Origin of the sequence: Bacillus sp. FSL R5-0820 (assembly GCF_038593385.1) — a bacterium.
Classification (GTDB): Bacteria; Bacillota; Bacilli; order Bacillales; family Bacillaceae; genus Bacillus; species Bacillus altitudinis.
On sequence record NZ_CP151991.1, the window covers coordinates 378,950 to 393,582 of the forward strand.

Genomic DNA, 14,633 nt, shown 5'->3' on the forward strand with positions numbered 1-14,633 from the left:
GAGGTGGACTATGAGCAAACAGAAGATTCAAAAGGTATATCCTTTAACACCAATGCAAGAAGGCATGTTATATCATGCCATGCTAGACCCTAATTCTTTCTCTTATTTCACACAGCTGGAGCTTGGAATAAGAGGGGAATTTGATCTCGATCTTTTTGAAAAAAGTCTCAATGAGCTCATCGGCACATATGACATTCTCCGTACAGCCTTTGTCTATCAGCAATTACAGAAGCCTCGTCAGGTTGTACTGGCAGAGCGCAATCTAGATGTGTATAGAGAGAATCTATCTCACCTGAATCATCAGGAACAGCAAAAGGTACTAGATCAATATAAAAAGCAAGTGAGAAAGCAAGGCTTCCATTTAACGAATGATGTGTTATTGAAGGTCGCTGTTTTTCAACTGAATGAAACAAACTGGCATCTCATTTGGAGCAACCATCACATCATCATGGATGGTTGGTCCATGGGAGTTTTGATGAAAAAATTGTTTCATTACTACGAATCTTATCGGAACGGCAAAACGCCGGATCGCTCACAAGGAAAACCTTATGCAGATTATATCCAGTGGCTTGGCAAGCAAAATCAACAAGCAGCGGAAGGCTATTGGAAGGATCGCTTAGACGGTGCGGTTCAGCATCAAGGGCTTTTGCAACAGAAAGAAGCGAACGGGCAATATGACCATCAGGAATGGACATTCACATGGGATGCTGAAATGGTCAGCAGCATTCAAGAGATCGCAAGGAATTGCCAAGTGACAGCACCAAATCTATTCCAGGCTGTTTGGTCGGTTCTTTTAGGCACTTACCATGCGGCAAATGATATCACTTTCGGAACAGTCGTATCTGGCAGGCCGCCAAGTGTGGCTGGTATTGAACAGATGGCAGGGCTTTTTATCAATACAATACCGGTCAGGGTAGAAATGAATCAGGAAGACACCTTTAAACAGCTGTTTCAAAAAGTTCAGCAGCATGCGCTGGAAGCGGAAAACTATGATTTTATGCCGCTTTATGACATTCAGCAACAGACAGCTGCAGGAGGACAACTCTTCGATCACTTGGTCGGGTTTGAGAACTATCCTTTAGATCAAGAGCTATCTGGTGACACCATGTCGGAACGTCTAGGGTTTTCCATTGATGTAAAAGACGGATTTGAACAAACGAATTTCGATCTAAATGTCCTCGTATATCCAGGTGAAACATGGACATTGAAAATCAAATACAATGCGGTGGCTTTTGAAGAAGAGGTCATTGAAAAAATATCGAAACACCTCACTAATCTCATGAAGCAGATCATCGAAAATCCGGAAGTTCGCCTTCATGACGTGACGTGTATCACCGAAGAAGAAAAACAGCAGATTGAAGCATGGAACAAGACAGAACGAGATTATCCAAAGCATCTGTCTATTCCTGAGATTCTTAAAGAACGCATTCAAACGCAACCAGACCATCTGGCGTTAGTCGAAGGAGAGCGGGCATTCACCTATGAAGAGCTCGGCCAAGAAATCCATCGTGTTGCGGGACATTTGATTGATAGCGGAGTGAAACAAGAAGATGCCGTCGCAGTGTATATGAATCGATCTGCTGAAGCAGTGATCGCCATTTTAGCGGTTCTTCAAGCAGGGGCTGCTTATGTACCAATTGATCCAGCCCAGCCAGAGGAGAGAATCCGCTTTATGCTTGAAGACAGCGGTGCATCCGTGTTGCTCTATGCGGACAGCCAGCCGCCAGTTCATGAAAGCATCCAAGCCGTTCATGTGTCAGACATATCGAATCAGTCAATCGTACCATTGGAAGTCGAGACCTCTCCTTCGCAATTGGCATATATCATGTACACGTCGGGGTCAACCGGCCAGCCAAAAGGTGTTCAAATTGAGCATCAGCATATTGTCAGATTGGCATGTTCTCAGGAGACACTGGGCTTGAACAAGTCGGATCGTATGGCACATACAGGAGCAGTCAGCTTTGATGCCATTACCTTTGAAATTTTTACAACACTGCTGAACGGTGCAACGCTTTATCCTGTTGACCGTGACACGTTATTAGACATCAACCGGTTTGAACGATTTATCCAAACGAATCAAATCTCGGCGCTCTTTTTAACGACAGGTTTGTTTAATCAACTCGCTCAGCAGCGGCCGCATATGTTTAAAGGATTGTCCAAATTGATCACAGGCGGTGATGTGATCAATGTGAAAAGTGCAGAGCTTGTGAAGAAAAACCATCCATCACTTGTTTTACTGAATGCGTATGGCCCAACAGAAAACACCACCATCTCAACCATTTATGAGGTGAGAGGGGATGAAACGGGCACGATTCCAATTGGTCAGCCGATCAATCATTCGACCGCTTACATTTTAGATGACAATCAAAGACTTCAGCCAATTGGCGCGCCAGGAGAGCTGTATGTCGGCGGAGACGGTGTCTCAAGAGGATATCTCCATCGTCCAGAATTAACAGAGCAAGCATTTATCGCTGATCCTTTCAAGGCAGAAGGGCGTTTGTATCGAACAGGAGATTTGGCTAGGTACGGTTCAAATGGTCAAATCGAATTTCTCGGACGGACAGATGATCAAGTGAAAATCCGCGGCTTCCGTATTGAGCTCGGTGAAATTGAAACGGTTCTTCAACAAGAGACAGGGATCGATGATGCGGTTGTGCTCATCCATGAGTCTCCTTCAGAAGAAAAAGAAATGACCGCTTACTATACGGGAACGATCACAGAAGAAGAAGTGCGGGCTCTATTTCATCAAGTACTGCCAGCATATATGGTACCTCATCACGTCATGAAGCTAGATGCTTTTCCGCTTACAGCAAACGGAAAGGTCGATCGAAAAGCTTTACCAACGCCTGACGAAGCTGATCGTGAAGAAATCAGGATCATTCCACCTGAAACCGAGACGGAAAAGGCGCTTGCTCAAATTTGGGAGGAACTGCTTGGGAAAGCGGTGGGAATAGATGAGCATTTCTTCATGACTGGCGGACATTCACTCAAAGCAATGATGATGTCAGCCAAAATCCAAGAAGTGTTCCAAAAGGAAGTTCCGATTCAAGTGATATTCGAAAAGCCAACGGTTCGATCGCTTGCGGCATACATTGACCAGGACAGTCAAGAAGAACATGGACATCCGATCTTACCCGCAGCGAAGGCGGAGGACTACCCAGTGTCACCAGCTCAGCGGCGCTTATACATTTTACAAACACTTGAACCTAAGAGTACGAACTATCATATTCCGATCGTCTTAACGCTTGAAGGTACGCTCGATCATCAGCGGCTCACCTCAGCATTTGATGAGTTGATTCAAACGCATGAAATCTTAAGAACGAGTTTTCATATGAAAGGCGAGAACATCGTCCAAAGGGTACATGAACGAGCGGTATTTGACCTCCCTGTCCATGATGTAAAGGAAGAAGAGGCTGAGGCATTTCTTGCTGAACGTCAGGCGCCGTTTGATTTGACAGCCGCTCCCCTCTTGCGGGCACAGCTGCTCAAAGTGAGTGACGACCGTCATCTTTTAGTTCTGGAAGCACATCACCTGATTACAGATGGCAGTTCCATGAAGACGTTCATTCAGGATTTGGCGAAAGCCTATGATGGAGAGGCACTTGCAGAAAGAGCCATTCATTATAAAGATTACGCTGTCTGGCAGTTAAGTGAAGAAGAAACAGAGAAACAGCGTGCGCATGAAACGTATTGGCTGAAACAATTCGATGGAGATGTACCGGTTTTAGATTTGCCGACAGACTACCCGCGTCCAGTGGAACGTGATTTTTCTGGAGAACGGGTGATGTTTGGCTGTGATCAAGCGACGACTCAGCGTATTCATGAGCTGCTCAAGAATACAGATACGACGCTGTACATGTTCTTGTTATCAGCATTTCAAGTGCTGCTCGCATCCTACAGCGGACAGGAAGATATCATTGTCGGATCTCCTGTTGCGGGGCGAACACATCCAGATATTCAGGACATGCCGGGGATGTTCATCAATACCATTGCGATGCGCGGGAAACCGGAACAAACAAAGTCATTTTTACAGCTGCTTGAAGAAATAAAAGAAACGAGTGTAGATGCTTTTGCACATCAAAGCTATCCGCTCGAAGAGTTAATCGCGCGTCTGCCGCTTGATCGTGATACAACCCGAAGCCCGCTCTTTAGTGTTTCGTTTAATATGCAGAACATGGATGTTCCTGCACTAAAGCTCGGCGATCTGAACATTTCGCCTTATGCGATGCAGCACCGATCCGTCAAATTTGATCTGTCTCTAGAAGCATTTGAACGTGAGGGAGAAATAAAACTAAGCCTAGACTATGCAACGGCATTATTTAAAGAGGAAACCATCCGCCGGTTCGGAACACATCTTCTTGCGATTATTCGTGAGGCGGTCCAGCATCCGAATGAACAAATTGGCTTGTTCAACCTCTTGGATCAGCATGAGCAAATGGAGCGGCTGGAGAAAAGGGATGGAGAACAAACAGGTCAACATGAGCCGTACCATGTGCAATTTTCACGTCAAGCCATGGAAACGCCTGATGCCATTGCGGTGATGGATGGTGAAAGGAAGCTGACCTACCGTGAACTAGATCACATGTCCAATGCTCTTTGCAGTGAGCTGAAGATGCAAGGCGTAGAGAAAGAAAGCACAGTCGCACTTATTCTTGATCGCTCTGTCTATGTCATTGTCTCGATGCTAGGTGTAATGAAAGCGGGCGGTGCATTTGTACCAATTGATCCAGCTTTTCCTGAAGAACGTATTCGTTACACATTAAAAGATTCAGGGGCAAAAGTCATCGTGGCAAATGAGTCTCTTGGCGATTCCTATCAGCATCTCAAGTCGATTCAGGTCGTACATGTGGAGAAAGCCGTCCAACGAAACGATTCTCTAGACCTGCCGGACGTATCGGTTGATCAACTGGCTTATGTGATTTACACATCTGGAACAACAGGGAAGCCAAAGGGTGTACAGCTCACGCATCGTAATCTATCACACTACGTCAATTGGTTGACACATGAAGTGACTTTACAAGAATGCGATCGAACGGCACTCCTGTCTTCTTATGCATACGACCTTGGTTACACAAGCATTTTCCCGGTTCTAAAAGCAGGCGGGACACTCTATATTCCTCGTGAAGACGTGTATACAGACCCTGTACGTCTCATGCGTTTTATTGATGAACAAGAGCTGACTTATATCAAAATGACACCATCCTTATTTCATATGATGGCAGATTCAAAGGGATATACATTTGACGCTTTACGGCTTGTGGTATTGGGAGGAGAACCGATTGTCTCTGAAGATGTTGAAACATTTATGAAGCAGCATCCATGCGTGGCAGTGATGAACCATTACGGTCCGACAGAAACAACGATTGGTACAGTGAGCAAGCTAATGACACCGCATGAGCTGGATGCTTTAAAGGAGCGTTCTATCATCGGAAAGCCTATTGCTCATACAAGAGCGCTCGTATGCAATCACGAGCAGCGTCTTGTCCCTTATGGCGCACCGGGTGAGCTCTACATTTCAGGTGATGGTGTTTCAAAAGGTTATTTGAATCAGCCTGAATTAACAGCGGAGCGTTTTCTTGAAAATCCTTATTTCCCTCAAGAGCGGATGTATCGAACGGGAGATTTGGTTAGACAGCATGCTAATGGGGAGATTGAATTCCTTGGAAGAGTAGACGATCAAGTGAAAATTCGCGGTTATCGAATTGAGAAACAAGAAATTGAGCATGCCGCACGTGCCCTTTCAAACATTCAAAAAGTATATGTCAAAGTAATCAACACATCCCGTTTACCGGAGTTGGCGTTATATTATACAGCACCTGATCACATTGGGACGCTGGCATTTAGAGAAAAGCTTTCAGAGACACTGCCGGATTACATGATTCCTACTTATTTTGTCAAAGTTGATCATATGCCGCTGACACAAAACGGAAAAGTAGATGCAAAATCTCTGCCGCTTCCTCATGAGGCACATATGAACCGCACGGCACACGCAGCACCTGAAACGGCGCTTGAGCAGACGCTTTGTGATATGTGGTCAGATGTTCTTGAGATTGAAAAAGTCGGCATTGATGACCATTTCTTTGAATTAGGCGGGCATTCTCTGAAAGGCATGGTGCTCATTTCGAACATGCAAGCCAAACTGAATCAGCATGTTCCACTCAAGGTTCTTTTTGAAAAGCCAACAATACGGGAGATAGCTGCCTATTTGGAAGAAGCTGATGCTTCGCTCGTTACATCCATTCAGCCAGCGGAAAAGCAAGATTTCTATCCAGTCTCTTCCGCACAAAAGCGAATGTACGTATTACAGCAGCTGCATCCAGAATCCGTCACCTACCATATGCCAGCCGTTTTCATGATGGAAGGAAACCTTGATCTGAAGCAGCTAGAAGGAGCGATTCAAGCTTTAATTGATAGACATGAGTCATTGCGGACAGCCTTTGTTGAAATTGACGGCAGTCCCGTCCAAAAAATTTATCGCCGTGTGCCGTTTACGTTACAGATGGTTGAAGTAGAAAGCGATCAGGTACAATCCGTCGTAGACAACTTCATGACACCATTCTCATTACATCAAGCACCTCTAATGAGGGCGAAAGTGGCAAAGCTGTCTGATGATAAATATGTGTTCATGATGGATATGCACCATATCATCTCAGACGGGGTGACACGCAGTCTGCTCATTCAAGAATTAGCGGAGTTGTATGAGCATAAGACGTTACCGCCAGTTCAGTTGCACTACAAGGATTATGCGGTATGGCAGCAAGAGGATGAACAGCAAGCAGCACTTGAAAAACAACGGCAGTATTGGCTGGAGCAATATGCACAGCCGCCAGAAGACTTAGCACTTCCGCTTGATTTCCCGCGGCCTAGCGTGCAGTCATTTGCAGGAGACCGGGTGGATAGATGGCTGTCTGCTGAAAAGGCGCAGCATGTCAAAGCGCTCATGGCTGAAAAAAATGTGAGCTTGAACATGGTGATGCAAACGGCCTTTGCCATTCTCCTTCATAAATTGACTGGGCAGCATGACATCGTCATAGGTGCTGTAACGGCTGGCCGTACACATGCGTCAATCGAACGGATTCCGGGCATGTTTGTGAATACACTTGCCCTTCGACATGACGTTCAGTTAGAAGAAACTGCAGAGCATCTGATAGAAAAAATAAGAAATCACAATCTATCAGCTTATGAACATCAAGGATTCCCATTTGAGGATTTGGTCGCGCAGTTAGACCTTCCGAAAGACACGAGCCGCAACCCGTTGTTTAGTGTCATGATGACAACGGATGAGCGTGATCTGACGTTACCGAATTTGAATGGACTTACGCTTTCGCACAAACAGCAAGAAGCCGTTCAGGCAAAGTTTGATTTAACGCTCGGTGTCTTTGAGGAACAAGATCAAGTGGGCTTGCGCTTTGAATATGCAGAGGCACTATTTAAAAAGAGTACCATTCAGCGATGGAGTCAATATTTTGAGCGGATCATAGACGAAATGATCGCGAAATTGAATCAGCCGATCTCAACCATCTCCATCTTAACCAAAGAAGAAGAGCGACATCTGCTTGATGAATGGTCAGGTCCTATCCTAAATGTCCCGACAGATCAAACGGTTCATGCATTGATTGAGACGAAGTCGCAAGAAGTACCTCATCAAAAAGCCGCAACTTTCTGCGGCACAAGCTGGACGTATGAAGAACTGAACAACCGGGCGAATACAGTCGCCGCAAGACTCATTTCCACCGGCACAAAACCGGGAGACCGCATCGGCATTCTCACGCGTCCATCGCTCGAGATGACAGCCGCTGTTCTCGGAGTTCTCAAGGCAGGTGCGGCATTCGTGCCGATTGATGCCGATTATCCAGCGCAGCGCATTGCCTACATGCTGGAAGACGGCGGGGCAGAGGTCCTTCTGATTCAGAAAGAGCTCACTGCACCACGTTCTTTCACAGGTCATACCCTCTTCATAGAAGAGGCAGTAGAAGGAGAAGCGCACGAGATTCAGGTTCCTGTCAAACCAACGGATCTCGCTTATATGATTTACACATCTGGAACGACTGGACAGCCGAAGGGTGTCATGGTCGAGCATCAGTCTCTTGTCAATCTTGCTTTTTGGCACAATGATGCTTTCCAGGTGACGAAACAAGACCGAACCGCCAAATATGCCGGCTTTGGCTTTGATGCCTCCATTTGGGAGATGTTCCCGACGTGGATCGCCGGCGCAGAGCTCCATATCATCGATGAAGCGATTCGCCTCGATATGATCAAGCTCAATTCGTATTTTAATCACGAAGGCATCACCATTGCATTCCTGCCAACACAGCTATGTGAGCAGTTTATGTCGATGGACAATCATTCTCTCCGTTACTTACTGACAGGCGGGGACAAGCTGAAACAGGTGAAGCCCGTTCCATACAAACTCGTCAATAACTACGGCCCAACAGAAAATACGGTCGTGGCGACAAGCGGGATCATTGATCCAGATCAAGGCACGCTTCCTATCGGAACAGCGATTGCCAATACTCGTTTTTACATTATGGGTTCGTTATATGACCTCTCGCCGCAAGGCGTACCGGGTGAGCTCGTGATTGCGGGGAAAGGACTGGCAAGAGGCTACTGGAATCTCCCAGAGGAAACGGACAAACGGTTTGTCCCAGATCCGTTTTATCCAGGAGAGCGCATGTACCGTACAGGTGACTTGGTGAAGTGGACAGAGGATGGCGAACTGATCTATCTCGGTAGAAAAGACCATCAAGTGAGCATCCGCGGATTCCGGATTGAGCTGTCAGAAATTGAAGCGCAGCTCCTTGCGCTAAATGAAGTGAAAGAAGCCGTCGTGACAACGGTCAAAGACGCGAGTGATCAAGACGCTCTTGTTGCTTACGTCATCACAGATGAAGAAACGGGCACTTTGAAAGAAAGCTTAAAGCGTACCTTGCCTGAATATATGGTGCCATCATGGATCATCAAGCTAGACCAACTGCCGATGACGGCAAATGGAAAAGTAGATCTCAAAGCACTGCCAGCACCTGATGTGGAAGCGAATCAAACAGCATACGAAGCGCCAAGAGATGAAGTGGAAGCACTGCTTTGCGGCATTTGGGAAGATGTGCTTGGCGTCAGCCAAGTCGGTATTCACGACCATTTCTTCTTCCTTGGCGGAGATTCGATTAAAGGCATTCAAATGGCAAGCAGACTCACGCAAGAGGGCTGGAAGCTCGATATGAAGCTACTTTTCCAATACCCAACAATTGCGGAGCTCCGCCCATATATCGAAGAAGCGGACCTTCTCACAGCCGATCAGTCAGCTGTAGAAGGAGAGGTTATTTTGACACCAATTCAGCGCTGGTTCTTTGAACGGAACTTTGATCACCAGCACCACTGGAATCTCTCAATGATGCTTCATGCACCAAAAGGGTTTGACTTGGATGTCACAGAACAAGTTCTGCAAAGACTGCTCTCACATCATGATGCACTGCGCATGGTGTTCAGACAAGAGCATGATGACATGCTGCAATACAATCAGCGGGAGCTGACAGAACCATTTTCAATTATTTCTTGTGATGTTTCAAAAGCGCAAGATGTGAAACAGGCGATTTCCACATACGCCAATGAGTATCAGCGTCAACTGAATCTTGAAAAAGGTCCGTTGATGAAAGTGATTTGTTTCCATACAGAAAACGGTGATCACTTACTCATGATCACACATCATCTAGTGATTGACGGCGTTTCATGCCGGATTTTACTAGAAGACTTTATGTCTCTTTATCATCAGGCAGAAAAAGGAGAAACGATGGTTCTGCCGCCAAAAACACACTCTTTCAAAGAATGGGCAGAAGCGGTTGAACGATACGCGCAGTCACAGCTGCTAAAAAACCAGAAGGAGTATTGGGCAGCGATTGAAAATAGACCGTTTACGACTTTACCTGTTGACCATGAAGTAAAAGAAAGAAAAGTCGCAGATACGAAAGCGGTCAAAATGCAGTTGACAGAAGCAGAAACCGAGCATCTGTTAACGAATATCCATCTTCCGTACACAACAGAAATGAATGATATTCTTCTATGTGCGCTCGGGCTGGCCGTTCAGGAATGGACAGGACAATCTCATGTACATGTACAGCTTGAAGGTCATGGAAGAGAGGACATTTTATCAGGATTAGATATATCCCGTACAGTTGGCTGGTTTACGAGCATGTATCCAGTCGTTCTTGAAGCGAAACCGAATCAGACCATTGCAGATGCTATCAAAGGAACGAAAGAGATGCTGCGGCGTGTACCGAATAAAGGGATTGGTTACGGTATTTTAAGATACATGAGACCATCCGAACCGTCAGTCAAACATGTGCAGCCTGAAATCAGCTTGAACTATCTCGGGCAGATTGATCAGGAAGTGACGACAGAACTCTTTGGGCCCTCAACCTATGATATGGGCCGTCAAGCAAGCCCTGAATCAGAAGCTGTTTATAAGCTGAACCTCAGCGGTCTTGTTCGGCACAATCAATTCATTCTGTCGTGCTCATATTGTGCAAGTGAATATGAAGAACAAACGATACAGCAGTTCATCGCATTGTTGAAGGAGAAAATCAGATCCATCATCACCCATTGCTTAGCGCATCAAGAGCGAGAATTTACGCCAAGTGACTTCTCGGCTGCAGACCTTGAAATGGATGAAATGGACGATATCTTTGACATGCTCGAGGAGAAATTGACCTAACACCACTAGATCAGTCATGAAAAAGGGAAAGGAGGAATGAAATAGATGAGTCAATTTAAAAGGGATCAAGTTCAAGATATGTACTATCTGTCACCGATGCAAGAAGGAATGCTGTTTCATACCCTCCATCATCAAGAAAAAGGCTTTTATGTAGAACAAATGGATATGAACGTGAAGGGCACACTTCGGCATGATTTGCTTGAGAAAAGCATGAATATCATCGTGGAACGGTACGATATTTTTCGTACCGTGTTCCTCCACGAAAAAGTGAAGCGTCCTGTCCAAGTTGTATTAAAGAATCGACCTTTCCAGCTTGATGTTGTGGACATACAGGACCTTTCTGAAAGTGAACAGTTTGAACGTATTGATCGTTTTAAACAAAAGGATCAGCTGAGAGGATTTGATCTCTCAAAGGATCTGCTCATGCGGGCCTCTGTTTTTCAAACGGGTCCTTCAAGCTATCGCTGGATATGGAGCTATCACCATATCCTTCTAGATGGCTGGTGTTTTGGTCTAGTTGTGCAGGAATTGTTTGCGATTTATCATGCACTTTTGCATGACATCCCTTACAGGCTGGAGCCAGTCAAGCCATATAAAGAATATATTCATTGGCTGGAAAAACAAGATAAACAAGCCTCACTTGAATATTGGACGCAATCTTTGGCTGGCTTTGAGGGGCAATCGACTTTTAAAGAACAGCGAAAGCAAACAAATGAGCATGAATTAGGCGAAATCGAATGGGCCATGAGTAAAGAAGAAACAGCTGCTTTATCAGAGTTAGCCTTGCAGCAGAATGCCACGTTAAGCAGTGCGCTTCAATCGGCTTGGTCCATTTTACTAAGCAGGTATCAGCGGTCAAATGATGTTTTGTTTGGAACAGTTGTGTCAGGACGTCCGTCGGATTTGGCTGGTGTGGACCGGATGGTGGGGTTGTTCATCAATGTCATTCCAAGACGAATTCAGCTGACAGACCAAATGACGTTCCGTTCTCTATTATCAGAGACGCAGCAGCAGTCTTTAGCGGCTGAACCGCACCAATATATCCCGATTTATGATATTCAGGCTAAGGTAGGTCAGCAGCAGCTCATTGATCATATTGTGGTGTTTGAGAATGTCCCTGCTGCAAAGAAAGACGAGCAGGAGTCACTGCTTGGCTTTACAGTAGAAGACATGAATGTCTATGAAAAATCGAACTATGATCTCAATTTACTGGCGTCGCCCGGGGAACAATTGCAGCTGAAGCTGGCCTTTAATCAGCGTGCATTTGATCCTGCATTTGTCCATAAATTAAAGGATCAGCTGACCCTTTTGATCAAAGGGACCATCAAACATCCAGATCAGTCAGTTCATACACTGACACTTGTGACAAAGCAGGAAAAACAGCGAATGTTAGAGGAATGGAATGCACCTGAGCTGGAGCATGATCAGCTTTATTTGACAAAGTGGTTTGAGCATAATGTCCGAAAACAGCCGAATGCAGTGGCATTATCAGCAGGTGATCACACGATGACATATGCGGAGCTGAACGAACAAGCCAATCGACTGGCAAGGCATTTACAAAAAAATGGGGTGGGTCATCAAACGGTGACCGCCATTTTAGCAGAGCGGACACCTGAACTCATTGTCAGCTTACTCGCTGTCTTAAAAGCAGGTGCCACCTATGTGTCGATTGATCCAGATTATCCAGAAAGCCGTATCCAATATATGCTGAGAGACAGCGGAGCGACGCATCTTCTGACTCATTCATCCTTTATCAGTCAGACGAGGTCACTCGCATTTGATGGCACGTATCTTTTTGCAGATGATCAAGAAATTTTACTGATGAGCTCAGAGAATCTGCCACTTGAAGCTGGTTTAAATGATACGGCATACATCATGTATACATCTGGAACAACCGGACAGCCAAAAGGCATCATGACGACCCATTCCAATATTGCCCGGGTGGTCAAAAATACGAATTACTTAACCATTTTAGAAACAGATACATTGCTGTCGTTATCAAATAGCGTATTTGATGGCTTTACATTTGATGTATATGGTGCGCTTTTAAATGGAGCAAAGCTTGTCCTGCCGCAAAAAGAAACCATTTTAGATATGGGGAAGCTCACTGAGTTGATAAAAGGAGAGCATATTTCTGTCATGTTTGTTCCAACCGCTTTATTCCATCTTCTCGTTGATGAAGGAACAGACTGGATGCGCGGTGTGCGTAAGGTGCTGTTTGGGGGAGAGAGGGCATCGGTTCAGCATGTGAGAAAAGCCTTTGATGTGATGGGAAAAGGCAGATTGTTGAATGTATACGGACCAACCGAATCAACGGTTTTTGCCACGTATTATCCGATAGATGAAGCGATCCCTTTAGAGGCACGTTCTATTCCAATTGGGAAGCCGCTCAACCAGACGGGCGCTTATATATTGAGTGAGCACAGACAGCTTCAGCCGATTGGAATGGTTGGAGAGCTTTGTCTGAGCGGCAAAGGACTGGCAAAAGGGTATTTGAATCGTCCTGATCTGACAAAACAAGTCTTTATCGCCCATCCATTCGCTGCGGGTGAGCGCCTGTATCGCACGGGGGATTTAGCTTACTTTCGAGAAGACGGTCTGATTGAGTATGCAGGCAGAGTCGATGATCAGGTGAAAATTCGGGGGCACCGAATTGAATTGACAGAAATTGAAGCCAACCTTCTGATGCATCAAGGTGTAAAACAAGCTGTACTCCTAGCGGATCATGATGAAACAAATCATACAAGGCTGCTTGCCTATATCACGTGTGATGATGCATGGAAAGGCAAACTCGATGACATCAAATCAAGGCTGAAAGAGCGTCTTCCAGCTTATATGCTGCCTCATGAGCTGATTGAACTGGAGAACCTCCCACTTACGCCAAACGGGAAGGTTGATAAACGCCAGCTACCAAAACCAGAGGCACCGCAAGGAAACCGCCGTGTGAAACTGCCCGCAAATGAAGTGGAACAAAAGCTGCTGGTAATGTGGCGAGAAGTACTTGAACGAGAGGATATTAGCACAGATGACCATTTCTTTGAGCTTGGCGGACATTCTTTAAAAGCGATGTCTCTTTTGTCCAAAGTATCAAAAGAGTTTGAGGTTCAGGTGCCGATTCATTTGTTGTTTGAGACCCCGACGATTGAAGCGCTTAGTCGTTATATTCAGCATCAGGACGGTGAAACCGCTGGCTATCTTGTATTCAATGAATCTCAAACATCAACAGTCTTTGCTCTTCCGCCATTACCAGGCTACGGCTTTATCTATCAGGAAGCAGCAAAAACGCTTGATGATGTTCGGCTAGTCGCCTTTGATTTTATTGAAACGAATAACCGAATGGCACAGTACGTTCAGCATATTCAGCACCTTCAGCCAAAAGGGCCGCTGACGTTGATGGGGTACTCAGGCGGATGTTACCTCGCCTTTGAGCTTGTTCAAGCGCTTGAACAAGTAGGACGGACAGTCGAGAAAGTCATCATGATCGATTCCTATAAGAAAATTGGAGAAAGTGATTTAGAAGGACGATCCATTGATGATGATATTGAAGCGATTGTTCATCAAACGAAACAAAACGAACTTGCTCAAGGGGAGATTGTTCAAGAAGCGCTTGCACAAAAGACGCGCGCCTACTATGAAACGTTTGTTAAGGGGGTGAATCAAGGCAAAATACAGGCAGATATTACGTTCATCCAATCTGAAGAACAAATAGCGATCCCGGACTGGATGGAAGAGTGGACACAGGCAACGGCCGGATCTTTTACCCAATACCAAGGCTATGGCCGGCATGCTGATATGTTCAAACATAAAGAATGTGCAGCTCAAAATGCACAGCTGATCAAACATATTGTCAATCAAACAAATAGAGAACGAGTCTTGTAAACTTTAGATTAGGCAGGATGCAGCCTTGCAGTCCTGCCTAACAAAAAAG

The 14,633-nt window shown here is 45.5% G+C and carries 2 protein-coding genes; both read left to right on the forward strand.

The window, feature by feature from the left end; all coding sequences use genetic code 11:
- Positions 1-10 precede the first annotated feature (10 nt).
- The gene (locus NST15_RS01985) at positions 11-10,705 is read left to right on the forward strand and encodes an amino acid adenylation domain-containing protein (RefSeq protein ID WP_342498791.1); all 10,695 of its coding nucleotides are present in this window, start codon (positions 11-13) and stop codon (positions 10,703-10,705) included.
- Positions 10,706-10,750: 45 nt separating this feature from the next.
- On the forward strand, positions 10,751-14,584 hold the full coding sequence (locus tag NST15_RS01990; protein WP_342498792.1) for an amino acid adenylation domain-containing protein: 3,834 nt from the start codon (positions 10,751-10,753) through the stop codon (positions 14,582-14,584).
- Positions 14,585-14,633 lie beyond the last annotated feature (49 nt).